Genomic DNA, 26,649 nt, shown 5'->3' on the forward strand with positions numbered 1-26,649 from the left:
TTCATGTGAAACTACATATTTTATAATTAAGTATGTATTTTACATGAAACCTTTTCTCATATAAAAAACTATTAACTATGAAAGACTGTTAAAACAATAGACTTATCAAAGGCGTGTTTAAGTGCTACAATATTATTGAATGTTATGTAAGAATGAATAATCAATGTTTCACGAAAGTTATTCACAAAGTAATGGTTAAACACATCATAAACTTTTGAATAACTTTTTTTAAAATTGAATTAAACTACTGAAAACATGAAAGCTTACATGCTTAATGGTTTGAAACATGACTTGAAAATATTAAATGCGATTGCTTCATAAAATGAGTTATCATAGGTCATTTATTTTCAATCAGTTCATCAACCACATAAATAATAATCGTAGGAGTGAATATAATGAGTGAACGCATCAGAGTAAGATATGCGCCAAGTCCAACAGGCTACTTGCATATTGGTAATGCTAGAACAGCATTATTTAACTATTTATTTGCGAAACATTATGATGGAGATTTTGTAGTTCGTATAGAAGATACGGACAGTAAACGTAATTTAGAAGATGGTGAATCTTCACAATTTGATAACTTAAAATGGTTAGGTTTAGACTGGGATGAATCTATCGATAAAGATAAAGGTTTTGGTCCATATCGTCAGTCTGAACGTGCTGATATTTATAATCCACTTATTCAACAATTACTTGATGAAGATAGAGCATACAAGTGTTACATGACTGAGGAAGAATTAGAAGAAGAACGTGAAGCGCAAATTGCTCGTGGAGAAATGCCTCGTTATGGCGGACAACACGCACATTTATCAGAAGAACAACGCAAACAGTTCGAAGCTGAAGGACGTAAACCATCTATTCGCTTCCGCGTGCCTAAAGATAAAACTTATAGTTTCAAAGATATGGTAAAAGGTGAAATTTCTTTTGATTCAAATAATATGGGTGATTGGGTCATTGTTAAGAAAGATGGCGTTCCAACGTATAACTTTGCAGTTGCTGTAGACGATCATTATATGAAAATTTCAGATGTTATTCGTGGTGATGACCATGTTTCTAACACACCTAAACAATTGATGATATATGAAGCGTTCGGTTGGGAACCACCACGCTTTGGTCATATGTCATTAATCGTTAATGAAGAACGTAAAAAGTTAAGTAAACGTGACGGTCAAATTTTACAATTTATTGAGCAATACCGTGATTTAGGTTACTTACCAGAAGCACTATTTAACTTTATTACTTTATTAGGTTGGTCACCTGAAGGTGAAGAAGAAATCTTTTCTAAAGAAGAATTTATTAAAATCTTCGATGAAAAACGTTTATCTAAATCACCAGCTATGTTCGACAGACAAAAGTTAGCTTGGGTAAATAACCAATATATGAAAACGAAAGACACTGATACAGTATTTGAATTAGCATTACCGCATTTAATCAAAGCAAATCTTATTCCAGAAAATCCTTCTGAAGAAGATAAAGAATGGGGTAGAAAACTTGTTGCTTTATATCAAAAAGAAATGAGTTACGCAGGTGAAATTGTTCCATTATCAGAAATGTTCTTCCACGAAATGCCAGAACTTGGTGAAGAGGAGCAAGAAGTTATAAATGGTGGACAAGTTCCTGGGTTAATGAATCATTTATACGGTAAATTAGAAGCTTTAGAACCATTTGAAGCAGCAGAAATTAAGAAAACAATTAAAGAAGTTCAAAAAGAGACAGGTATTAAAGGTAAACAATTGTTCATGCCAATTCGTGTAGCCGTTACAGGTCAAATGCATGGACCAGAATTACCAAATACGATTGAAGTTTTAGGTAAAGAAAAAGTATTATCACGATTACAAAAGTATGTATAGTAAATTAATAACGAAGTTTAGCTTTATCTAGTGCAGTATGATTAAAAAACGTGTGTTTCGACTTGAAATTTCACAATTAACGACCTATTATTATAACTATAAAAATGAATCAAAGGATTAGTAATTAATTATTACATGACTCAGAGAGTGTGCGGTCGCTGTGAGCACATCATTAATATTAATGAATGCACCTTTGTTGAACTAAGATGAATAATACAAATGAGAGTAACGCTAACATTTTAAAGTTTCGTTACTAAATGAAGAGTGGAACCGTGCTAAGAGCGCCTCTAACATCAGTTGTTAGAGGTGCTTTTTTAATAACATTAATTTTAAAATTGTGCATGACGGTCGAAAAATTATTTCATGTAAAGAACAGATATCTTAATGATTGAACCAAGGGGGAGAAGATCTTGTTAAGAAGAATGAGAGACGATATAAAAATGGTGTTTGAACAGGATCCAGCAGCACGCTCAACTTTAGAAGTAGTTACTACCTATGCAGGATTACATGCGGTATGGAGTCATTTGATAGCCCATAAATTATATAATAAGAAACGTTATACAGCAGCGAGAGTCATCTCACAAGTGTCACGCTTTTTTACGGGTATAGAAATTCATCCCGGAGCAAAAATTGGTAAACGATTATTTATTGATCACGGTATGGGTGTTGTAATTGGTGAGACATGTACAATTGGGGATAACGTCACGATTTACCAAGGTGTTACTTTAGGTGGTACTGGTAAAGAAAAAGGTAAGCGTCACCCGGACATTGGAGATAATGTTTTAATTGCAGCTGGTTCTAAGGTGTTGGGGAATATTCAAATTGAATCAAATGTAAATATTGGTGCGAATTCAGTTGTACTACAATCTGTACCAAGCTATACCACTGTTGTAGGTATACCGGGTCATATCGTTAAACAAGAAGGTAAGCGTATCGGTAAAACATTTGACCATCGCAACTTACCTGATCCACTTTTCGAACAAATCAAACATTTAGAACGACAACTTGAAAAAGCTAAGAATGGAGAGATTCAAGATGATTACATTATATAATACGTTAACACGTCGGAAAGAAACATTTGAGCCGATAGAACCAGGCAAGGTGAAAATGTATGTTTGTGGTCCGACCGTTTACAATTATATACACATCGGAAATGCAAGACCTGCTATTAACTATGATGTTGTTAGAAGATATTTTGAATACAAAGGTTATGAAGTGATTTACGTTTCCAATTTCACTGATGTGGATGATAAATTAATTAATCGCTCTAAAGAACTAAATGAAAGTGTTCCTGAAATTGCAGAAAAGTACATCAAAGCATTCTATGAAGACGTAGGTGCATTGAACGTTAAGAAAGCAACATCCAATCCGCGTGTGATGAACCATATGCAAGAAATTATAGATTTCATTAAAGAATTAGTAGATGAAGGGTATGCTTATGAGAGTGATGGAGATGTGTACTTTAGAACGCGTCAATTTGATGGATATGGTAAATTAAGTCATCAGTCTCTAGATGACCTCAAAGTAGGCGCGCGTATTGAAGCGGGAGAACAAAAAGAAGATGCGCTCGATTTTACTTTATGGAAAAAAGCGAAACCTGGCGAAATCAGTTGGGATAGTCCATTTGGTAAAGGTCGTCCAGGCTGGCATATCGAATGCTCAGTTATGGCTTATCATGAATTAGGAGCGACAATCGATATTCATGCAGGAGGATCAGATTTACAATTCCCTCACCATGAAAATGAAATTGCCCAGTCAGAAGCACACAATCATGCACCATTTGCGAATTACTGGATGCACAATGGATTCATAAATATAGATAACGAAAAAATGAGTAAATCATTAGGTAACTTCATTTTAGTACACGACATTATTAAAGAAATAGATCCAGATGTACTACGTTTCTTTATGATTAGTGTCCATTACCGTAGCCCGATTAATTATAATTTAGAACTAGTAGGAGCTGCGAGAAGCGGTTTAGAACGTATACGCAATAGTTATAAATTGATTGAAGAACGTGAAGCCATTGCTACAGATTTAGAAGAACATTCTGAATACATTGATCAAATAGAAACGATTCTCCGACAATTTGAAGCGGTTATGGATGATGACTTTAATACAGCTAATGCTGTCACTGCTTGGTATGATTTAGCCAAACTTGCGAATAAATATGTTCTAGAGAATACAACGTCTACGAAGGTACTTCATAGATTTAAAGAAGTATATCAAATCTTCAGTGATGTTCTTGGCGTCCCACTTAAAGGTGAAAATGAAACCGAGTTACTAGATGAGGATATTGAAAAGCTTATAGAAGAACGTAATGAAGCTCGTAAAAATAAAGATTTCGCACGTGCTGATGAAATTCGAGACATGTTGAAAGAACGTAACATTATTTTAGAAGATACGCCACAAGGTGTCAGATTTAAGCGTGGCTAAATAATGAATGTTAAATTATTAAATCCATTGACGCTTGCTTATATGGGCGATGCCGTATTAGATCAACATGTGCGAGAATATATTGTTCTTAAATTACAAAGTAAACCGAATCGTCTACACCAGGTATCAAAACAATATGTTTCTGCTAAAAGCCAAGCTCAGACATTAGAGTATTTAATATCTAATGATTGGTTTACTGAAGAAGAGTTAAATGTTTTGAGAAGGGGACGTAATGCTAAAAGCTATACCAAAGCTAAAAATACTGATGTTCAAACATATCGAAAAAGTTCAGCCTTGGAAGCAGTTATAGGTTTTTTATATTTAGATCATCAACATGCGCGTTTAGAAGAATTACTTCAAACTATTGTTGAAATAGTAAATGAAAGGTAGTGAGAACGTGGAGGATACTGTCATAGTAGGAAGACATGCAGTTAAAGAAGCGATTGTTTCGGGGCATGCTATAAATAAGGTTTTGATTCAAGATGGTATAAAAAAACAACAGATTAATGAAATTTTAAAAAATGCAAAAGCTCAAAAATTGATAGTTCAAACCGTGCCAAAATCTAAATTAGATTTTTTATCAAATGCACCTCATCAAGGGGTTGCTGCATTAGTCGCTCCATATGAATATGAAGATTTTGATGAATTTTTACAAAGCCAGAAGAATAAAGATGGCTTTTCTACAATATTAATTTTAGATGGTCTAGAAGATCCGCATAATCTTGGTTCTATATTAAGGACTGCTGATGCAACTGGAGTAGACGGAGTCATTATTCCTAAAAGACGTTCAGTAGCGCTCACGCAGACTGTTGCAAAAGCTTCAACTGGAGCTATTCAACATGTTCCAGTTATACGCGTTACAAACCTTTCTAAGACAATCGATGAATTAAAAGAAAATGGTTTTTGGGTCGCAGGTACCGAAGCAAGTAATGCTACGGATTATCGTGACTTACAGGCGGATATGTCTTTAGCTATCGTGATCGGAAGCGAAGGACAAGGAATGAGTCGCTTAGTGAGCGATAAATGTGATTTTTACATTAAAATACCTATGGTTGGACATGTTAATAGTCTCAATGCTTCTGTAGCAGCAAGCTTGATGATGTATGAAGTATTTCGTAAAAGAGATGAGACTGGAGAGATGTCATGAAGGAAAGATATCTAATTATCGATGGCTATAATATGATAGGTCAATCTTCAGCATTAAGTGCGATTGCTAAAGAGAGTTTAGAAGAAGCAAGAGAGCAACTTTTGGATGCCATAGCAAACTATAATGCACTTATTGCTGATGAAATTGTGTGTGTATTTGATGCATATGAACAATCCGGAATTGAAAGAGAATACGTATACCATGGCGTTAGAACGGTGTTTACTAAAGAGAAAGAAACAGCAGATAGTTTTATCGAACGTTATGTATATGAGTTATATGATAAACATACAACGCATATCACCGTTGTTACGAGTGATATGAGCGAGCAACATGCCATTTTTGGATCTGGGGCATACCGCATATCTTCGAGGGAGATGTGGCGAGATTTAAAAGAAAATGAAATCACAGTGAGCAAATCAATTGATGATTTTAGTGAAAAGAAACCCAGAACTCGAATTCAGTTATCAAATGAGATACTAGAAGAATTTGAAAAAATCAGACGTGGAAACCATCGAAATGATTAATACAGTGGTATTGATAAATTTAATCTAAGTCATATAAACTAACCTAACAATAAAGGAAGGTTAGGTATACGTGATTGAATCAAAGACATCAAGATGAATTAACACAGTATCATTTCAACATCGAAACTGAAGATATCGAGCGTATATTTGAGACGCTACTTAGAGAGTTGAGACCACTCATTTTTAGAAAAATTGGATACATAACATCGAATCAATTTGATATTGAGGATATGTATCAAGAGATTATCATAAAAATGTATCGAGCACTTCAACATTATGACTTTAGTAGAGCAATTCCATTTAAAAGATATTTGTACTTTCTCATTCGCTCTGTTAAGTATGACTACTTAAGAAAGAGTAGAGCTGAACATCATCGACATGTGATGCTTATCAACGAGTACGTTGTAGATTATCATTGTGCATTAGCACTTGATGAAGTTGAGAGGTCATTTTTAAGAGAAGAATTATCAAAGGAAATTATGAGCCAAGCATTTACATTAAGCGGATTGGAAAGAGACGTCTTAAAACTATTTATTAAAGAATATAAACCGAGAGAAATTGCACAAGCATTAGAAATTAAAGATAAAGACGTTTACAATGCCATACAACGTTGTAAAATGAAAATGAAACGACAATTAAGGAAATGAAATTGTCTGTATTATTCCCTAGTAATTAGGTGATTATAGCAAAGAATGTATGTTTGACATTTATTACGACATTTATGTATAGTATATTGGTATTATAATGAGTAAAGGTGAATAATCGTGAAGAAAGTACCTTTAAATTGTGAGGTTTGTGGCAATAGAAATTACAACGTCCCTAAAAAGGAAGGTTCGGCAACGAGATTAACACTGAAAAAGTATTGTCCGAAGTGTAATTCGCATACAGTTCATAAAGAATCGAAATAGATTATTAAGCTGAATGAGACTTTAAAGTTGAGGCTTAAAATGTGGAGGTCTAACTAATGGCTAAAAAAGAGAACTTCTTTAAAGGCGTTAAATCAGAAATGGAAAAGACAAGTTGGCCGACAAAAGAAGAACTATTCAAATACACTGTAATCGTTGTATCTACAGTTATATTCTTCTTAGTCTTTTTCTATGCCTTAGACGTAGGTATTAATGCATTGAAACAATTATTATTAGGTTAGGAGTGGAGACATGTCTGAAGAAGTTGGCGCAAAGCGTTGGTATGCTGTGCATACCTATTCTGGATATGAAAACAAAGTTAAAAAGAATTTAGAAAAAAGAGTAGAATCTATGAATATGACAGAGCAAATTTTTAGAGTTGTCATACCAGAAGAGGAAGAAACACAAGTTAAAGATGGTAAAGCTAAGAAACTTGTTAAAAAAACATTCCCAGGTTACGTGCTAGTTGAGCTTGTAATGACGGATCAGTCATGGTATGTCGTTCGTAACACACCAGGTGTTACAGGATTCGTAGGTTCTGCAGGTGCGGGTTCTAAACCTAATCCTCTACTTCCTGAAGAAGTGCGCTTCATTCTTAAGCAAATGGGTCTTAAAGAGAAAACTATTGATGTTGAACTTGATGTTGGTGAACAAGTTCGTATCAAATCAGGACCTTTTGCTAATCAAGTAGGCGAAGTTCAAGAAATCGAAGCGGATAAATTTAAATTAACTGTACTTGTAGATATGTTTGGTCGAGAAACACCGGTCGAAGTTGAATTCGATCAAATTGAGAAACTTTAATTTAAACGTCTATCAAAAATTTATTATAAAACTTCAACTAAAAGATGAAATTTTACTATTGATTTTTTAATAGAGCGAGTGTTAAAATAATGTAGTCGCGCTTTTAGAGCGTTCATTTCGTCACGAAATGTTTAAGAGTGGGAGGGCAAAACTGAGCCCTGTGACCACATCACGATATCAAGGAGGTGCACATCGTGGCTAAAAAAGTAGAAAAAGTAGTTAAATTACAAATTCCTGCAGGTAAAGCGAATCCAGCACCACCAGTTGGTCCAGCATTAGGTCAAGCAGGTGTGAACATCATGGGATTCTGTAAAGAGTTCAACGCACGTACGCAAGAACAAGCAGGTTTAATCATTCCGGTAGAAATCAGTGTATATGAAGATCGTTCATTTACATTCATTACTAAAACTCCACCGGCTCCAGTACTACTTAAAAAAGCAGCTGGCGTTGAAAAAGGTTCAGGTGAACCTAATAAAACAAAAGTTGCATCAGTAACTAAAGATCAAGTACGCGAAATTGCTCAAACTAAAATGCAAGACTTAAACGCTGCAGACGAAGAAGCAGCTATGCGTATTATCGAAGGTACTGCACGTAGCATGGGTATCACTGTAGAATAATTAAGCGTATTAACGAATTTAATTTTAAAAATGAACTTAATTTAGACGATAAAAGCAGGTAACAGAGAAGGTAAACAATTGATATTGTCTATGAGTAAGAGGACGGGACATAAATTATATTTCTGGACCACTCTCTTTCCACTGTTATCTGCTCTTAACTTGCGATAGGCAAGTAAATGTGGGAGGAAATTCCGCTAAAACCACTAAAGGAGGAACAATAAATGGCTAAAAAAGGTAAAAAGTATCAAGAAGCAGCTAGCAAAGTTGATCGTACTCAACACTATAGTGTTGAAGAAGCAATTAAATTAGCTAAAGAAACTAGCATTGCTAACTTTGACGCGTCTGTTGAAGTAGCTTTCCGTTTAGGAATTGATACACGTAAAAATGACCAACAAATCCGTGGTGCAGTTGTTTTACCTAACGGTACTGGTAAATCTCAACGTGTATTAGTTTTCGCTAAAGGCGATAAAATCACTGAAGCTGAAGAAGCAGGTGCAGATTATGTAGGAGAATCAGACTACGTACAAAAAATCCAACAAGGTTGGTTTGATTTCGACGTAGTTGTTGCTACTCCAGACATGATGGGCGAAGTTGGTAAATTAGGTCGTGTATTAGGACCTAAAGGTTTAATGCCTAACCCTAAAACAGGTACAGTAACAATGGATGTTAAAAAAGCTGTAGAAGAAATTAAAGCTGGTAAAGTTGAATATCGTGCTGAAAAAGCAGGTATCGTACATGCTTCAATCGGTAAAGTTTCATTCGACGATGAAAAATTAGTTGAAAACTTTAAAGCTTTACAAGACGTTTTAGCAAAAGCTAAACCATCTTCTGCTAAAGGTACTTACTTCAAATCTGTTGCTGTAACTACAACAATGGGCCCTGGAGTTAAAGTTGATACTTCATCTTTCAAACTATAAATTTTAAATAATGCAACATGATTACAGACTGAAGGAAGCAATCTTTCAGTCTGTAAATTTTTTTGTTGACTTATTACAACAAAGCAGTTATATTATTAATTGTGATTATTTTACCTAAGACAGTAGGAGTTATTTATAACTTAAAACTCATCCTACCGAGGCTAAAATTGACTTGAACGTGATGATTAATGATCTTTCAAGCACTTTTTGCCGTGGGTAGAAAGTGCTTTTTTTATTGCTATTAAAAAAAGCACCGAAAAAATTTAAATGGAGGTGTCTGAATGTCTGCTATCATTGAAGCAAAAAAACAACAAGTAGATACTATTGCTGAACAACTTAAAAATTCAGTATCAACAGTTATCGTTGACTACCGTGGTTTAACAGTAGCAGAAGTTACTGAATTACGTTCACAATTACGTGAAGCAGGTGTTGAGTACAAAGTTTACAAAAACACTATGGTTCGTCGTGCAGCTGAACAAGCAGGTATCGAAGGCTTAGATGAATTCTTAACAGGTCCTACAGCTATCGCAACTTCAACTGAAGATGTTGTAGCTCCAGCGAAAGTTATCGCAGGATTTGCTAAAGAACACGAAGCTTTAGAAGTTAAAACAGGCGTTATGGAAGGTAGCGTAATCTCAGCTGAAGAAGTTAAAACTGTTGGTTCATTACCTTCACACGATGGTCTTGTATCAATGCTTTTATCAGTATTACAAGCTCCAGTACGCAACTTCGCTTATGCAGTTAAAGCCGTTGGTGAACAAAAAGAAGAAAGCGCTGAATAATCGCGCATAAAAAATTAAATTAAATGGAGGAATTTTAAAATGGCTAATCAAGAACAAATCATTGAAGCAATTAAAGAAATGTCAGTATTAGAATTAAACGATTTAGTAAAAGCAATTGAAGAAGAATTTGGTGTAACTGCAGCAGCTCCAGTAGCAGCAGCAGGTGCAGCTGGTGGCGGCGACGCAGCAGCTGAAAAAACTGAATTTGATGTTGAATTAACTTCAGCTGGATCTTCAAAAATCAAAGTTGTTAAAGCAGTTAAAGAAGCAACTGGCTTAGGATTAAAAGATGCTAAAGAATTAGTAGACGGAGCTCCTAAAGTAATTAAAGAAGCTATGCCTAAAGAAGATGCAGAAAAACTTAAAGAACAATTAGAAGAAGTTGGAGCTACTGTAGAATTAAAATAGTTTCTACTCTCTAATTAAATAGTTAGGTTGAAGAGATTTGTTCGACCAACTTTATAAGTTTTGTCGAGTCAAATACAACCTGAATTCTTTGAGAAATTAAAACCCCGTTATTGCGATAACGGGGTTTTTAATTACCTTGTAATTATATTTAGTATTATAGATTAACTAGCTTAAGCATACGAATAAATTTTAATTGAGGTGTGGACATGAGTCACTACTATGATGAAAATCCTGAAGTGAAAAGCAATCAAAAGAAAATAAGTTATCATTTTGATAAGGTGCATTTAGAGTTCACGACTGACACAGGTGTGTTCTCAAAAGATAGAGTAGATTATGGTTCGGATTTGTTAATTAAAACATTTTTAAAGGAACATCCGCCTGGACCTAGTAAATATATTGCCGATGTTGGTTGCGGATATGGGCCTATCGGATTAACTATTGCTAAAGTTTCACCACATCATCAATTATATATGTTAGATGTAAATAATAGAGCATTGGCTCTTACTGGAATGAATAAAACTAAAAATCAAATTGAAAATGCTGAAATAATAGAAAGTGACTGCTTGTCAGGTGTAAGTGATCAACAATTTGATTACATTCTGACAAATCCACCTATTAGAGCTGGTAAAGATGTAGTGCATAGAATTTTTGAAGAGGCTTATGGCAAATTAAAAGATCAAGGTGCACTCTATGTTGTGATACAAAAGAAACAAGGTATGCCATCTGCAAAGAAGAAAATGCAAGAATGCTTTAACCATGTAGAAGTCGTTAATAAGAGTAAAGGATATTATATTTTGAAAAGTTTAAAAGGTTGATTTCAAAATCGTATTCTGATATAGTTATAAAATGTAAAAATTTATGTTCAATAAGTGTGTACTTTTACGTAAAAGGATAAATAAATTAAGTATAAATATAAATCGAAAATGGTGTCATCATAAGTGTTGCCGTTTTCTTTTTGTCTTTTATATTCTTTATTGTGTCCTATTTCAATGTATAAGTAAAACACACAATTTTTGAGGGGTGAATCTGTTTGGCAGGTCAAGTTGTCCAATATGGAAGACATCGTAAACGTAGAAATTACGCGAGAATTTCAGAAGTATTAGAATTACCAAACTTAATAGAAATTCAAACAAAATCTTACGATTGGTTCCTTAAAGAAGGTTTATTAGAGATGTTCAGAGACATTTCTCCAATTGAAGATTTCACAGGCAACCTATCTTTAGAATTTGTAGATTATAGATTAGGTGAACCAAAATACGATTTAGAAGAATCAAAAAATCGTGACGCTACTTATGCTGCACCTCTTCGTGTCAAAGTACGTCTTATTATTAAAGAAACAGGCGAAGTTAAAGAACAAGAAGTCTTCATGGGTGATTTCCCATTAATGACAGACACAGGTACATTTGTAATCAATGGTGCTGAACGTGTTATCGTATCTCAATTGGTACGTTCACCATCCGTTTACTTCAATGAAAAGATTGATAAAAATGGACGTGAAAACTACGATGCAACTATTATTCCTAACCGTGGTGCTTGGTTAGAATATGAAACTGACGCAAAAGATGTAGTGTACGTTCGTATCGATAGAACTCGTAAATTACCATTAACTGTATTATTACGTGCACTTGGTTTTTCAAGTGATCAAGAAATCATTGATTTACTAGGAGAAAGTGAATATTTACGTAATACATTAGAAAAAGATGGTACTGAAAACACAGAACAAGCTTTATTAGAAATTTATGAACGTTTACGTCCTGGCGAACCACCAACAGTAGAAAATGCTAAAAGCTTATTATACTCACGTTTCTTTGACCCTAAACGTTATGATTTAGCAAGCGTAGGTCGTTATAAAGCTAATAAGAAATTACACTTAAAACATCGTTTATTCAATCAAAAATTAGCAGAGCCTATTGTTAACAGTGAAACAGGCGAAATTGTAGCTGAAGAAGGCACAGTACTAGATCGTCGTAAGATTGATGAAATTATGGAAGTTCTAGAAACAAACGCTAATAGCGAAGTCTTTGAACTTGAAGGTAGCGTTATTGACGAACCAGTTGAAATTCAATCAATCAAAGTATACGTACCTAATGACGAGGAAGGTCGTACAACTACTGTTATCGGTAATGCATTACCAGACTCAGAAGTTAAATGTATAACTCCAGCTGATATCATAGCTTCAATGAGTTACTTCTTTAACTTATTAAATGGCATTGGTTATACAGATGATATCGACCACTTAGGTAATCGTCGTTTACGCTCAGTTGGTGAATTATTACAAAACCAATTCCGTATCGGTTTATCAAGAATGGAACGTGTCGTGCGTGAAAGAATGTCAATCCAAGACACTGATTCAATTACACCACAACAATTAATCAATATTCGTCCAGTTATTGCATCAATTAAAGAATTCTTTGGTAGTTCTCAATTATCACAATTCATGGACCAAGCTAACCCATTAGCTGAGTTGACTCACAAACGTCGTCTATCAGCATTAGGACCTGGTGGTTTAACTCGTGAACGTGCTCAAATGGAAGTACGTGACGTTCACTACTCACACTATGGTCGTATGTGTCCAATTGAAACACCAGAGGGTCCAAATATCGGTTTAATTAACTCATTATCTAGTTATGCGCGAGTAAATGAATTTGGTTTCATCGAAACACCGTATCGTAAAGTTGATTTAGATACGAACTCTATTACAGATCAAATCGATTACTTAACTGCTGATGAAGAAGATAGCTACGTAGTTGCCCAAGCCAACTCACGTTTAGACGAAAATGGTCGTTTCTTAGATGACGAGGTTGTTTGTCGTTTCCGTGGTAATAACACAGTTATGGCGAAAGAAAAAATGGATTACATGGATGTATCACCTAAACAAGTTGTATCAGCAGCTACAGCATGTATTCCATTCTTAGAAAACGATGACTCTAACCGTGCATTAATGGGTGCGAACATGCAACGTCAAGCGGTACCATTGATGAACACTGAAGCACCATTTGTTGGTACTGGTATGGAACATGTGGCTGCACGTGACTCTGGTGCTGCAATCACTGCTAAACACAGAGGTCGTGTTGAGCACGTTGAATCTAGTGAAATTTTAGTGCGTCGTTTAGTTGAGGAAAATGGCACTGAACACGAAGGTGAATTAGACCGTTATCCATTAGCTAAATTCAAACGTTCTAACACAGGTACTTGTTATAACCAACGTCCAATTGTTTCAGTTGGTGACGTGGTTGAATATAATGAAATCCTTGCCGATGGTCCTTCAATGGAATTAGGTGAAATGGCATTAGGACGAAATGTAGTTGTTGGTTTCATGACTTGGGACGGTTACAACTACGAGGATGCTGTAATTATGAGTGAACGTTTAGTTAAAGATGACGTTTACACTTCTATTCACATAGAGGAATATGAATCAGAAGCTCGTGATACTAAATTAGGACCTGAGGAAATCACTCGAGATATCCCTAACGTATCTGAAAGTGCACTTAAAAACCTAGATGATAGAGGTATCGTCTATGTAGGTGCTGAAGTTAAGGATGGCGACATTTTAGTTGGTAAAGTGACGCCTAAAGGTGTAACTGAGTTAACAGCTGAAGAAAGATTATTACATGCAATTTTCGGCGAAAAAGCTCGTGAAGTTCGCGATACTTCATTACGTGTGCCACACGGTGCAGGTGGTATTGTACTAGATGTTAAAGTGTTTAATCGTGAAGAAGGAGACGACACATTATCTCCAGGTGTAAACCAATTAGTAAGAGTTTATATTGTTCAAAAACGTAAAATTCATGTTGGGGACAAAATGTGTGGTCGTCACGGTAACAAAGGTGTTATTTCTAAAATCGTTCCTGAAGAAGATATGCCTTACTTACCAGATGGACGCCCAATTGATATCATGTTAAACCCACTTGGTGTACCATCACGTATGAACATCGGACAAGTCCTTGAGTTGCACTTAGGTATGGCTGCTAAAAACCTAGGCATCCACGTTGCATCTCCAGTATTTGATGGTGCTAACGATGAGGATGTATGGTCTACTATCGAAGAAGCAGGCATGGCTCGCGATGGTAAAACTGTATTATATGATGGACGTACAGGTGAACCATTCGATAACCGTATTTCTGTAGGTGTTATGTATATGCTTAAACTTGCTCACATGGTTGATGACAAGTTACACGCACGTTCAACTGGTCCATACTCACTTGTTACACAACAACCACTTGGTGGTAAAGCACAATTCGGTGGTCAACGTTTTGGTGAGATGGAGGTATGGGCACTTGAAGCTTATGGTGCTGCATATACTTTACAAGAAATCTTAACTTATAAATCTGACGATACTGTAGGTCGTGTAAAAACTTACGAATCTATCGTTAAAGGTGAAAACATCTCTAGACCAAGTGTTCCTGAATCATTCAGGGTATTGATGAAAGAACTACAAAGTTTAGGATTAGATGTTAAAGTGATGGATGAGCAAAACAACGAAATTGAAATGGCGGACGTTGATGATGAAGATGCAACAGAACGCAAAGTAGATTTACAACAAAAAGATGCTCCTGAATCACAAAAGGAAACAACTGATTAAAAAGCACTTAAGATAAAAGGATTCTTAAAGAGGTAATGAAATGTGAATCATTTCAACCTCTTTAAGGTATTCGATTTCAATGAAGATAAATCAATCAAATAGCACAGCTAATCTAAATTGAAGGAGGTAGGCTCCTTGATTGATGTAAATAATTTCCATTATATGAAAATAGGATTAGCTTCACCTGAAAAAATTCGTTCATGGTCTTATGGTGAAGTTAAGAAACCTGAAACAATTAACTATCGTACTTTAAAACCAGAAAAAGATGGTCTTTTCTGTGAGAGAATTTTTGGACCTACGAAAGACTGGGAATGTAGTTGTGGTAAGTACAAACGTGTACGCTACAAAGGTATGGTATGTGACAGATGTGGCGTTGAAGTAACTAAATCAAAAGTGCGTCGTGAAAGAATGGGACACATTGAATTAGCAGCACCTGTATCACATATTTGGTATTTCAAAGGAATTCCAAGTCGTATGGGTCTATTGCTAGACATGTCTCCAAGAGCATTAGAAGAAGTCATCTACTTCGCTTCTTATGTTGTAGTAGATCCAGGCCCTACTGGATTAGAGAAGAAAACATTATTGTCTGAAGCAGAGTTCAGAGAATATTATGACAAATATCCTAATCAATTCGTAGCTAAAATGGGTGCTGAAGGTATTAAAGACCTATTAGAAGAAATTGATTTAGATGAAGAACTAAAACTGTTAAGAGATGAGTTAGAGTCTGCTACTGGTCAAAGACTAACTCGTGCAATTAAACGTTTAGAAGTGGTTGAATCATTCAGAAATTCAGGAAACAATCCTTCATGGATGATTTTAGATGTACTTCCAATCATCCCACCTGAAATTCGTCCAATGGTTCAATTAGACGGTGGACGTTTTGCTACAAGTGATTTAAACGACTTATATCGTCGTGTAATCAACCGTAACAATCGTTTGAAACGTTTATTAGACTTAGGTGCACCTGGCATCATCGTTCAAAACGAAAAACGTATGTTACAAGAAGCTGTAGACGCTTTAATTGATAACGGACGTCGTGGTCGTCCAGTTACTGGACCAGGTAACCGTCCATTAAAATCACTTTCACACATGTTAAAAGGTAAACAAGGTCGTTTCCGTCAAAACTTACTTGGTAAACGTGTTGACTATTCAGGTCGTTCGGTTATCGCCGTTGGGCCAAGCTTAAAAATGTATCAATGTGGATTGCCTAAAGAAATGGCACTTGAACTATTTAAACCATTCGTTATGAAGGAATTAGTTCAACGTGAAATTGCTACAAATATCAAAAATGCGAAAAGTAAAATCGAACGCATGGATGATGAAGTTTGGGATGTATTAGAAGATGTTATCACTGAACACCCAGTATTACTTAACCGTGCACCAACGCTTCATAGACTTGGTATCCAAGCATTTGAACCAACATTAGTTGAGGGTCGTGCAATCCGTCTTCATCCACTTGTAACAACAGCTTACAATGCGGACTTTGACGGTGACCAAATGGCGGTTCACGTACCATTATCAAAAGAAGCACAAGCTGAGGCACGTATGTTAATGCTTGCGGCACAAAACATCCTTAACCCGAAAGATGGTAAACCAGTTGTTACACCATCTCAGGATATGGTATTAGGTAACTACTATTTAACATTAGAACGTAAAGATGCTGTTAATACTGGTGCGATTTTCAATGACACTAATGAAGTATTAAAAGCTTATGCGAACGGTCATGTACACTTACACACTCGTATTGGTGTGCATGCAAGCTCATTCAACAACCCAACGTTCACAGATGCTCAAAATAGTAAAATCTTAGTTACTTCAGTAGGTAAAATTATTTTCAATGAAATCATTCCTGATTCATTTGCATATATTAATGAACCTAGTCAAGCAAATTTAGAAGATACTACGCCAGATAAATACTTCATAGATCCGACTCAATTAGGTGAGGGTGGCTTAAAAGAATACTTTGAAAATGAAGAACTTATTGAGCCATTCAATAAGAAATTCTTAGGAAACATCATTGCTGAAGTATTCAATAGATTTAGTATTACTGACACATCTATGATGTTAGATAGAATGAAAGACTTAGGTTTCAAATTCTCATCTAAAGCTGGTATTACTGTTGGTGTATCTGACATCGTGGTACTTCCAGACAAACAAGATATCTTAGATGAACATGAAAAATTAGTTGAACGTGTAACTAAACAATATAATCGTGGTTTAATCACTGAAGATGAACGTTATAACGCTGTTGTTGAAATTTGGACTGACGCAAAAGACCAAATTCAAGGCGAATTAATGCAATCTCTTGAGAAAACAAACCCTATTTTCATGATGAGTGATTCTGGTGCCCGTGGTAACGCATCTAACTTCACGCAATTAGCAGGTATGCGTGGATTAATGGCTGCACCATCAGGTAAAATTATCGAATTGCCAATCACATCTTCATTCCGTGAAGGTTTAACAGTATTAGAATACTTCATCTCAACTCACGGTGCTCGTAAAGGTCTTGCCGATACAGCTCTTAAAACAGCTGACTCTGGTTACCTTACTCGTCGTCTTGTTGACGTTGCGCAAGATGTTATCGTACGTGAAGAAGACTGTGGCACTGACCGTGGTTTATTAGTTTCTGATATCAAAGAAGGTACAGAAATGATTGAACCATTTATTGAACGTATCGAAGGTCGTTATTCTAAAGAAACAATTCGTCATCCTGAAACTGATGAAGTAATCATTCGTCCAGACGAATTAATTACTGCAGATATCGCTAAGAAAATTACTGATGCTGGTATTGAACAAATGTACATCCGCTCAGCGTTTACATGTAACACTCGTCACGGTGTTTGTGAAAAATGTTACGGTAAAAACCTTGCTACAGGTGAAAAAGTTGAAGTCGGGGAAGCAGTTGGTACGATTGCTGCTCAATCAATCGGTGAGCCAGGTACACAGCTTACAATGCGTACATTCCACACTGGTGGGGTAGCAGGAAGCGATATCACTCAAGGTCTTCCACGTATCCAAGAAATCTTCGAGGCACGTAACCCTAAAGGACAAGCGGTTATTACTGAAATCGAAGGTGTAGTAGAAGACATTAAACTAGCTAAAGATCGCCAACAAGAAATTGTTGTTAAAGGTGCTAACGAAACTAGATCATATCTAGCTTCAGGTACTTCAAGACTTAAAGTTGAAGTTGGTCAATCAGTGGCACGTGGTGAAGTTCTTACTGAAGGTTCAATTGAGCCTAAAAACTACTTAGCAGTAGCAGGACTTAATGCGACTGAAAGTTACCTATTAAAAGAAGTTCAAAAAGTTTACCGTATGCAAGGTGTTGAAATCGACGATAAACACGTTGAAGTTATGGTTAGACAAATGTTACGTAAAGTTCGTATCATTGAAGCTGGTGACACTAAATTATTACCAGGTTCTCTTGTGGACATTCACAGCTTTACGGATGCTAACAGAGAAGCCTTTAAACACCGTAAACGTCCAGCAACTGCTAAACCAGTATTGCTTGGTATTACAAAAGCTTCTCTTGAAACTGAAAGCTTCTTATCAGCTGCGTCATTCCAAGAAACAACACGCGTTCTTACAGATGCAGCAATTAAAGGTAAACGCGATGACTTACTTGGACTTAAAGAAAACGTTATTATCGGTAAGCTAATCCCAGCAGGTACTGGTATGAGACGTTACAGTGATGTTCAATATGATAAAACATCAGCTCCTGTAGCAGATGTAACTGAAGATGTTGAGATTACTGAATAAATTTTAACTTGAGAGTGAGGAGTTAATACCTCACTCTCTTATATATTTATTTTTAAAAGCTTAGAGTTATTGTTGACTATGTGTATTAAAAAATGTTAATATATTAAAGGTTGATGCAAGCAGAACTTTGGAGGATATGTACATGTCTAATGAAAAAGTTGCACGCTTTAACAAACAACACTATGTAGTTGGTCTTAAAGAAACGCTTAAAGCGTTAAAGAAAGATCAAGTTGCATCATTGATTATTGCTAAAGACGTTGAAGTTCATTTATTAACTCGCGTGTTAAGCTATATCAATCAAGAAAATATACCAGTGACATTTTTTTCTAGCCAGCGGGCTTTAGGAGAATATGTAGGTATCAATGTTAATGCAACTATTGTTGCGTTATTGAATGAGAATTAGTAAGTATGATGCTTACTAAATTTTATTTAACCTTAAAATGAACCACCTGGATGTGTGGGATTAAAAAATGAAGAGAGGAGGACACATTCAATGCCAACTATTAACCAATTAGTACGTAAACCAAGAAAAAGCAAAACTAAGAAATCAGATTCACCAGCTTTAAACAGAGGTTTCAATAGTAAAAAGAAACAATTTACTAACTTAAACTCACCTCAAAAACGTGGTGTTTGTACTCGTGTAGGTACTATGACACCTAAAAAACCTAACTCAGCGTTACGTAAATATGCACGTGTGCGTTTATCAAATAACATTGAAATCAACGCATACATCCCTGGTATCGGACACAACTTACAAGAACACAGTGTAGTACTTGTACGTGGTGGACGTGTTAAAGACTTACCTGGTGTGCGTTATCATATTGTACGTGGTGCACTTGATACTTCAGGTGTTGATGGACGTAGACAAGGCCGTTCATTATACGGAACTAAAAAACCTAAAAATTAAGTTTAAGATTACGTAAATTTTAAATACATTTTTAAAGATTATACTATAATAGGAAGGGAGGATTTACATTATGCCTCGTAAAGGATCAGTACCAAAAAGAGACGTATTACCGGATCCAATTCATAACTCTAAGTTAGTTACTAAATTAATTAACAAAATTATGTTAGACGGTAAACGCGGAACAGCTCAAAGAATTCTTTATTCTGCATTCGACTTAGTTGAACAACGTAGTGGTCGTGATGCATTAGAAGTATTCGAAGAAGCAATCAATAACATTATGCCAGTATTAGAAGTTAAAGCTCGTCGTGTGGGTGGTTCTAACTACCAAGTACCAGTTGAGGTACGCCCAGAACGTCGTACTACTTTAGGATTACGTTGGTTAGTAAACTACGCTCGTCTTCGTGGTGAGAAAACTATGGAAGATCGTTTAGCTAACGAAATCTTAGACGCTGCAAATAATACAGGTGGTGCAGTCAAAAAACGTGAGGACACTCACAAAATGGCTGAAGCAAACAAAGCATTTGCTCACTACCGTTGGTAAGATGAAAGCTTTTACCCTGAGTGTGTTCCGTTATAAGGTTTACCAATAATGGCTCATGCTTAGGGCATCGCCATATCTATAGTACTTATTCAGTAAATACTGGAAGGAGAAAAACACATGGCAAGAGACTTTTCTTTGAAAAATACTCGTAACATCGGTATCATGGCTCACATTGATGCTGGTAAGACTACTACGACTGAACGTATTCTTTATTACACAGGTCGTATCCACAAAATTGGTGAAACACACGAAGGTGCTTCACAAATGGACTGGATGGAACAAGAACAAGACCGTGGTATCACAATCACATCTGCTGCAACAACAGCACAATGGGATGGCCACCGTGTCAACATTATCGATACACCTGGACACGTAGACTTCACTGTTGAAGTTGAACGTTCATTACGTGTACTTGACGGTGCGGTTACTGTACTTGATGCTCAATCAGGTGTAGAACCTCAAACTGAAACAGTTTGGCGTCAAGCAACTACTTATGGCGTTCCACGTATCGTATTCGTAAACAAAATGGATAAATTAGGTGCTAACTTCGAATATTCAGTAAGCACTTTACATGATCGTTTACAAGCAAATGCTGCACCTATCCAATTACCAATTGGTGCCGAAGATGAATTCGAAGCAATCATTGACTTAGTTGAAATGAAATGCTTTAGATATACTAACGATTTAGGTACAGAAATCGATGAAATTGAAATTCCTGACGATCACAAAGAAAGAGCTGAAGAAGCTCGTGCCCAATTAATCGAAGCTGTTGCAGAAAGCAACGACGAATTAATGGAGAAATATCTTGGTGACGAAGAAATTTCTATCGATGAATTAAAAGCTGCTATCCGTAAAGCAACTACTGACGTAGAATTTTACCCAGTACTTTGTGGTACAGCATTCAAAAACAAAGGTGTTCAATTAATGCTTAATGCAGTAATTGACTACTTACCTTCACCATTAGACGTTAAACCAATCATTGGTCACCGTGCTAATGACCCTGAAGAAGAAGTTGTTGCTAAACCAGACGATTCAGCTGAATTCGCTGCATTAGCATTCAAAGTTATGACTGACCCTTATGTTGGTAAATTAACATTCTTCCGTGTGTACTCAGGTACATTAACTTCAGGTTCATACGTGAAGAACTCTACTAAAGATAAACGTGAACGTGTAGGTCGTTTATTACAAATGCACGCAAACTCACGTCAAGAAATCGATACTGTTTACTCAGGCGATATCGCTGCTGCGGTAGGTCTTAAAGAAACAGGTACTGGTGATACTTTATGTGGTGAGAAAAACGACATTATCTTGGAATCAATGGAATTCCCAGAGCCAGTTATCCACTTATCTGTTGAACCAAAATCTAAAGCTGACCAAGATAAAATGACTCAAGCTTTAGTTAAATTACAAGAAGAAGACCCAACATTCCATGCACATACTGATGAAGAAACTGGACAAGTTATCATCGGTGGTATGGGTGAATTACACTTAGACATCTTAGTTGACCGTATGAAGAAAGAATTCAACGTTGAATGTAATGTAGGTGCTCCTATGGTTTCATACCGTGAAACATTCAAGCAATCTGCACAAGTTCAAGGTAAATTCTCTCGTCAATCTGGTGGTCGTGGTCAATACGGTGATGTTCATATCGAATTCACACCTAACGAAACAGGTGGAGGTTTCGAATTCGAAAACTCTATCGTTGGTGGTGTAGTTCCACGTGAATACATTCCATCAGTTGAACAAGGTCTTAAAGATGCTATGGAAAATGGTGTCTTAGCTGGTTATCCATTAATCGATGTTAAAGCAAACTTATTTGATGGTTCTTACCACGATGTCGATTCATCTGAAATGGCCTTCAAAATTGCTGCATCATTAGCGCTTAAAGAAGCTGCTAAAAAATGTGATCCAGTTATCTTAGAACCAATGATGAAAGTAACTATCGAAATGCCTGAAGAATACATGGGCGATATCATGGGTGACGTAACTGCTCGTCGTGGACGTGTAGATGGTATGGAACCTCGTGGTAATGCACAAGTTGTAAATGCCTTTGTACCACTTTCAGAAATGTTTGGTTACGCAACTTCATTACGTTCTAACACTCAAGGTCGCGGTACTTACACTATGTACTTTGACCACTATGCAGAAGTTCCTAAATCAATCGCTGATGAAATCATCAAGAAAAATAAAGGTGAGTAATTTAACTTGTTAAGACTAGCCATGCTAGGTTAAAATACAGGTTGAGCTTATTGTTAAGCTATCACTTTTATGATTTGATTTTTAAGTGTAAATGCATTATAAAAGAATTATAAATTCTTTTAGGCTTAACTCAATCAATTATCTTCTCATGATGGTGAGAAACTATCATGAGAGATAAATTTGAAATAACTTTTACTAAGAATAGGAGAGATTTAATAATGGCAAAAGAAAAATTTGATCGCTCAAAAGAACATGCCAATATTGGTACTATCGGTCACGTTGACCATGGTAAAACAACTTTAACAGCTGCTATCGCAACTGTATTAGCTAAAAATGGTGACACTGTTGCACAATCATACGACATGATTGACAACGCTCCAGAAGAAAAAGAACGTGGTATTACAATCAATACTGCACACATCGAGTATCAAACTGACAAACGTCACTATGCTCACGTTGACTGCCCAGGACACGCTGACTATGTTAAAAACATGATCACTGGTGCTGCTCAAATGGACGGCGGTATCTTAGTAGTATCTGCTGCTGACGGTCCAATGCCACAAACTCGTGAACACATCTTATTATCACGTAACGTTGGTGTACCAGCATTAGTTGTATTCTTAAACAAAGTTGACATGGTAGACGACGAAGAATTATTAGAATTAGTTGAAATGGAAGTTCGTGACTTATTAAGCGAATATGACTTCCCAGGTGATGATGTACCTGTAATCGCTGGTTCAGCATTAAAAGCTTTAGAAGGCGATGCTCAATACGAAGAAAAAATCTTAGAATTAATGCAAGCAGTTGATGATTACATTCCAACTCCAGAACGTGATTCTGACAAACCATTCATGATGCCAGTTGAGGACGTATTCTCAATCACTGGTCGTGGTACTGTTGCTACAGGCCGTGTTGAACGTGGTCAAATCAAAGTTGGTGAAGAAGTTGAAATCATCGGTATCCACGAAACTTCTAAAACAACTGTTACTGGTGTAGAAATGTTCCGTAAATTATTAGACTACGCTGAAGCTGGTGACAACATCGGTGCTTTATTACGTGGTGTTGCTCGTGAAGACGTACAACGTGGTCAAGTATTAGCTGCTCCCGGTTCAATCACACCACACACTAAATTCAAAGCGGAAGTTTACGTTTTATCTAAAGACGAAGGTGGACGTCACACTCCATTCTTCAGTAACTACCGCCCACAATTCTATTTCCGTACTACTGACGTAACTGGTGTTGTTAACTTACCAGAAGGTACTGAAATGGTTATGCCTGGCGACAACGTTGAAATGACAGTTGAATTAATCGCTCCTATCGCTATTGAAGACGGTACTCGTTTCTCAATCCGTGAAGGTGGACGTACTGTTGGATCAGGCGTTGTAACTGAAATCTTCGAATAATATTTATTATTCATTATTTCTAAGGACTCCCAGTTTGGGAGTCTTTTTTTATTCCAATTTTTACATATATTTCCTATTTTTTTATTCAGAAAAGCTCGTTTAGCTGAGAGTAAGTCAACTTAGTATTAAATTTTTAATTTTTTCTCACACAAAAAGCGTGTTCTATCTTACTTATTTAAAAGTAAGGTAGAACACGCTCTATATATTATAAATCGTTAAAATACATGTTCAATTTCTAGTATTTTAAGAAATTCGCTTGCAGCATATTTAAAAGATGATTCATCTATATCAAAGTATGGATTATGATGTGGCGCGGTTATACCTTTATCCTCATTACCACAACCTGTTAAGAAAAAGGCACCTGGACGTACTTTAAGATAATGTGAAAAATCTTCGCCAATCATCATCAAATCTGATTCATTAAATCTTAAATGTAAATCATTCGCTGCTTGTTTAACAACCTCATAAGATTGCGGATGATTGTGTACAGGTAAATAGCCTTTAATATAATTCATGTCATAAGTAATATCATTAGCAACAGCTAAGCCCTGTAATAGTTTATCCATTTTATTCTTAATATGGTTTTGTAGCTCGGTGTCAAATGTACGAACAGTTCCTTTACAAAAGGCGGTATCCGGAATAACACTATCTGTTGATCCAGCTTGTACCATCCCAAATGTCACAACAGCTTCTTTAACTGGGTCTATCGTCCTAGAGACAATCTTTTGTGCACTTAAAATAAATTCAGCCATAATGACTATAGGATCAATGGTTTCATGGGGTTTAGCCCCATGTCCACCGCTACCTTTGATCGTGATACTAAACTCATCAGGTGATGCCATGATCGCACCAGGTCTAGAGTAAATAGTACCTGAAGGATAACCACTCCACAAATGTGTACCATAGATTTTATCAACATCTTGAAGACAGCCATCATCAATCATTTCCTGAGAGCCACCAGGCATAATTTCTTCCCCATATTGGAAGATGAATACAACGTTTCCTTTTAATAAATGGCGGTGTTCATTTACTATTTCAGCAACTCCAAGTAATATTGCCGTGTGACCATCATGACCACATGCATGCATACAGCCCTCGTTTTTAGAACGGTATGGGACGTCGTTTAATTCTTGAACAGGTAGGGCATCAAAGTCTGCACGAAATGCTATAGTTGGGCCGTTTTCACTACCTTTAAATGTAGCTTTGATACCATTACGGCCAACTGGAGTAACAATATCACATGACAACTGGCTTAATTGATTCACGATAAAGTCATGCGTACGCTTTTCCTCAAAAGAGAGTTCGGGATATTGATGCAAATATCGTCGTAGTTGTACCATTCTTTTCTCTTTTTTGCTAGCCAATTGGAACCAATCAAACACATTTATCACTTCTTCCTTCTTATTATCGTAATTAGTATATCATTATTGATTAAGCTAAAGTAGGCTTTCATATTAATTATTTTTCAATAAAACAAGGTGATAACACCTATAAATGATAAGGCTTTCATGATTCTGAAAATTAAGGTATGATTAAAGAAAATAGACAACACAAGGGGGATTTAATTGTGGTTCAATCACTAAATGAGTTTTTAGATGAAAATATACAATATTTAAAAGACAATGGCTTATATAACGAAATTGACTCAATTGAGGGAGCAAATGGTCCTGAAATCAAAATTAATGGTAAAAACTACGTCAATTTATCATCAAATAACTACTTAGGACTTGCTACGAATGAAGATTTAAAAGAAGCAGCTAAAAAAGCAATTGATTCACACGGAGTGGGTGCAGGTGCAGTACGCTCAATTAATGGTACATTGGACTTACATGATGAGTTAGAAGATACACTTGCACAGTTTAAAGGTACTGAAGCAGCTATTGCATATCAATCAGGGTTTAATTGTAATATGGCTGCTATATCAGCTGTTATGAATAAAAATGATGCTATTTTATCTGACGAATTAAACCATGCCTCTATTATTGATGGTTGTCGCTTATCTAAAGCTAAAATTATTCGAGTAAATCATTCAGATATGGAGGATTTACGTACAAAAGCTAAAGAAGCTGTTGAGTCTGGACAATACAATAAAGTAATGTATATTACTGATGGTGTATTTAGTATGGATGGGGATGTTGCTAAGCTACCAGAAATTGTAAAAATTGCCGAAGAATTTGGTTTATTAACTTATGTTGATGACGCTCATGGTTCAGGTGTTATGGGTAAAGGTGCAGGTACAGTTAAACATTTCGGTTTACAAGATAAAATTGACTTCCAAATTGGCACATTATCTAAAGCCATTGGTGTTGTAGGTGGTTATGTAGCAGGCTCTAAACAATTAATTGATTGGTTAAAAGCACAATCAAGACCGTTCTTATTCTCAACTTCATTAGCACCTGGAGATACTAAGGCTATTACTGAAGCTGTTAAAAAATTAATGTCATCTACAGAATTACATGATCAATTATGGGAGAACGCACAATATTTAAAAGATGGACTCTCTAAATTAGGTTTTAATACTGGGGAATCTGAAACACCAATTACTCCAGTCATTATTGGAGATGAAAAAGATACGCAAGAGTTTAGTAAACGTCTTAAAGAAGAAGGAATCTATGTTAAGTCAATAGTATTCCCAACAGTTCCTAGAGGTACCGGTCGTGTAAGAAATATGCCTACAGCTGCTCATACTAAAGATATGTTAGATAAAGCCCTTAATGCTTATGAGAAGGTTGGAAAAGAATTAAATATTATATAGATTGTTATTCTTAAGGCACTTGTCTCTTAGAGAGTGAGTGCCTTTAATTTTTCTGATTTAAAATACTTTAATATAGTGGTTTATTCATTTTACAATAATAGTGAAATGAATGGATG

The 26,649-nt window shown here is 36.0% G+C and carries 24 protein-coding genes and 1 other annotated feature; of the genes, 23 read left to right on the plus strand and 1 reads right to left on the minus strand.

Features of this window, described 5'->3' with window-relative positions; translation table 11 throughout:
* The first annotated feature begins 395 nt into the window (after window positions 1-395).
* The 22 genes from gltX (at window position 396) to tuf (ending at window position 23,778) form a co-directional block, all read left to right on the plus strand.
* The gene (gene gltX / locus CM54_RS00055; RefSeq protein WP_037548132.1) at window positions 396-1,850 is read left to right on the plus strand and encodes a glutamate--tRNA ligase; all 1,455 of its coding nucleotides are present in this window, start codon (window positions 396-398) and stop codon (window positions 1,848-1,850) included.
* Between the two features lie 422 nt (window positions 1,851-2,272).
* Entirely contained in the window at window positions 2,273-2,902 is a 630-nt protein-coding gene (gene cysE / locus CM54_RS00060) for a serine O-acetyltransferase (protein WP_171002259.1), read from the plus strand.
* On the plus strand, window positions 2,886-4,286 hold the full coding sequence (gene cysS, locus CM54_RS00065) for a cysteine--tRNA ligase (RefSeq protein WP_037548134.1): 1,401 nt from the start codon (window positions 2,886-2,888) through the stop codon (window positions 4,284-4,286). The genes cysE and cysS overlap by 17 nt, the downstream gene beginning before the upstream one ends.
* A gap of 3 nt (window positions 4,287-4,289) precedes the next feature.
* Complete coding sequence (locus CM54_RS00070) at window positions 4,290-4,676, plus strand: Mini-ribonuclease 3 (RefSeq protein WP_002433421.1); 387 nt, start codon at window positions 4,290-4,292, stop codon at window positions 4,674-4,676.
* 7 nt (window positions 4,677-4,683) lie between these two features.
* Window positions 4,684-5,433 carry a 23S rRNA (guanosine(2251)-2'-O)-methyltransferase RlmB gene (gene rlmB, locus CM54_RS00075; protein ID WP_037549773.1) on the plus strand — a complete coding sequence of 250 codons (750 nt, stop codon included), beginning with the start codon at window positions 4,684-4,686 and terminating at the stop codon, window positions 5,431-5,433.
* Window positions 5,430-5,957 (plus strand): NYN domain-containing protein, encoded by a 528-nt coding sequence (locus CM54_RS00080; protein ID WP_002433453.1) that lies wholly within the window; start codon window positions 5,430-5,432, stop codon window positions 5,955-5,957. Before rlmB ends, CM54_RS00080 begins: the two co-directional genes overlap by 4 nt.
* Before the next feature lie 74 nt (window positions 5,958-6,031).
* Window positions 6,032-6,604: a sigma-70 family RNA polymerase sigma factor gene (locus CM54_RS00085; RefSeq protein ID WP_037548137.1), complete on the plus strand. Its 573-nt coding sequence runs from the start codon at window positions 6,032-6,034 to the stop codon at window positions 6,602-6,604.
* Window positions 6,605-6,721: 117 nt separating this feature from the next.
* Window positions 6,722-6,865 carry a 50S ribosomal protein L33 gene (rpmG, locus tag CM54_RS12240; RefSeq protein ID WP_002452476.1) on the plus strand — a complete coding sequence of 48 codons (144 nt, stop codon included), beginning with the start codon at window positions 6,722-6,724 and terminating at the stop codon, window positions 6,863-6,865.
* 56 nt (window positions 6,866-6,921) lie between these two features.
* Window positions 6,922-7,104, plus strand: coding sequence for a preprotein translocase subunit SecE (gene secE, locus CM54_RS00090; protein ID WP_002433350.1), 183 nt, complete (start codon window positions 6,922-6,924; stop codon window positions 7,102-7,104).
* Between the two features lie 10 nt (window positions 7,105-7,114).
* The gene (gene nusG / locus CM54_RS00095; RefSeq protein ID WP_002432993.1) at window positions 7,115-7,663 is read left to right on the plus strand and encodes a transcription termination/antitermination protein NusG; all 549 of its coding nucleotides are present in this window, start codon (window positions 7,115-7,117) and stop codon (window positions 7,661-7,663) included.
* Window positions 7,664-7,857: 194 nt separating this feature from the next.
* The gene (gene rplK, locus CM54_RS00100) at window positions 7,858-8,280 is read left to right on the plus strand and encodes a 50S ribosomal protein L11 (protein ID WP_002433084.1); all 423 of its coding nucleotides are present in this window, start codon (window positions 7,858-7,860) and stop codon (window positions 8,278-8,280) included.
* Window positions 8,281-8,501: 221 nt separating this feature from the next.
* Complete coding sequence (gene rplA, locus CM54_RS00105) at window positions 8,502-9,197, plus strand: 50S ribosomal protein L1 (protein ID WP_002452478.1); 696 nt, start codon at window positions 8,502-8,504, stop codon at window positions 9,195-9,197.
* A 95-nt stretch (window positions 9,198-9,292) separates the two neighbouring features.
* Window positions 9,293-9,439: a sequence feature (ribosomal protein L10 leader region), on the plus strand.
* A gap of 39 nt (window positions 9,440-9,478) precedes the next feature.
* Complete coding sequence (gene rplJ / locus CM54_RS00110) at window positions 9,479-9,979, plus strand: 50S ribosomal protein L10 (protein ID WP_002433246.1); 501 nt, start codon at window positions 9,479-9,481, stop codon at window positions 9,977-9,979.
* Between the two features lie 39 nt (window positions 9,980-10,018).
* Complete coding sequence (gene rplL / locus CM54_RS00115) at window positions 10,019-10,387, plus strand: 50S ribosomal protein L7/L12 (protein WP_002433406.1); 369 nt, start codon at window positions 10,019-10,021, stop codon at window positions 10,385-10,387.
* Between the two features lie 206 nt (window positions 10,388-10,593).
* Window positions 10,594-11,202, plus strand: coding sequence for a class I SAM-dependent methyltransferase (locus CM54_RS00120; RefSeq protein ID WP_030059243.1), 609 nt, complete (start codon window positions 10,594-10,596; stop codon window positions 11,200-11,202).
* 215 nt (window positions 11,203-11,417) lie between these two features.
* Window positions 11,418-14,969, plus strand: a complete 3,552-nt coding sequence (gene rpoB / locus CM54_RS00125; RefSeq protein ID WP_002433101.1) for a DNA-directed RNA polymerase subunit beta — start codon at window positions 11,418-11,420, stop codon at window positions 14,967-14,969.
* 162 nt (window positions 14,970-15,131) lie between these two features.
* A complete protein-coding gene (rpoC, locus tag CM54_RS00130) occupies window positions 15,132-18,728 on the plus strand; it encodes a DNA-directed RNA polymerase subunit beta' (RefSeq protein WP_161799215.1) in 3,597 nt (1,198 codons plus the stop codon).
* 142 nt (window positions 18,729-18,870) lie between these two features.
* Entirely contained in the window at window positions 18,871-19,131 is a 261-nt protein-coding gene (locus CM54_RS00135) for a ribosomal L7Ae/L30e/S12e/Gadd45 family protein (RefSeq protein ID WP_002433271.1), read from the plus strand.
* A gap of 90 nt (window positions 19,132-19,221) precedes the next feature.
* On the plus strand, window positions 19,222-19,635 hold the full coding sequence (rpsL, locus tag CM54_RS00140) for a 30S ribosomal protein S12 (protein ID WP_002433334.1): 414 nt from the start codon (window positions 19,222-19,224) through the stop codon (window positions 19,633-19,635).
* A gap of 70 nt (window positions 19,636-19,705) precedes the next feature.
* A complete protein-coding gene (rpsG, locus tag CM54_RS00145) occupies window positions 19,706-20,176 on the plus strand; it encodes a 30S ribosomal protein S7 (protein WP_001137495.1) in 471 nt (156 codons plus the stop codon).
* A 117-nt stretch (window positions 20,177-20,293) separates the two neighbouring features.
* On the plus strand, window positions 20,294-22,375 hold the full coding sequence (gene fusA / locus CM54_RS00150; RefSeq protein ID WP_023350788.1) for an elongation factor G: 2,082 nt from the start codon (window positions 20,294-20,296) through the stop codon (window positions 22,373-22,375).
* Between the two features lie 218 nt (window positions 22,376-22,593).
* Entirely contained in the window at window positions 22,594-23,778 is a 1,185-nt protein-coding gene (tuf, locus tag CM54_RS00155; RefSeq protein ID WP_002432994.1) for an elongation factor Tu, read from the plus strand.
* 215 nt (window positions 23,779-23,993) lie between these two features.
* Here the strand turns inward: tuf and CM54_RS00160 are convergent, their stop codons facing one another.
* Window positions 23,994-25,160 (minus strand): M20 family metallopeptidase, encoded by a 1,167-nt coding sequence (locus tag CM54_RS00160; RefSeq protein ID WP_002452482.1) that lies wholly within the window; start codon window positions 25,158-25,160, stop codon window positions 23,994-23,996.
* 185 nt (window positions 25,161-25,345) lie between these two features.
* Here CM54_RS00160 and CM54_RS00165 point away from each other — a divergent pair, with 185 nt between their 5' ends.
* Window positions 25,346-26,533 carry a glycine C-acetyltransferase gene (locus CM54_RS00165; protein ID WP_023350787.1) on the plus strand — a complete coding sequence of 396 codons (1,188 nt, stop codon included), beginning with the start codon at window positions 25,346-25,348 and terminating at the stop codon, window positions 26,531-26,533.
* Window positions 26,534-26,649 lie beyond the last annotated feature (116 nt).

The sequence above is a fragment of the Staphylococcus sp. TE8 genome (assembly GCF_000692055.1).
Classification (GTDB): Bacteria; Bacillota; Bacilli; order Staphylococcales; family Staphylococcaceae; genus Staphylococcus; species Staphylococcus capitis.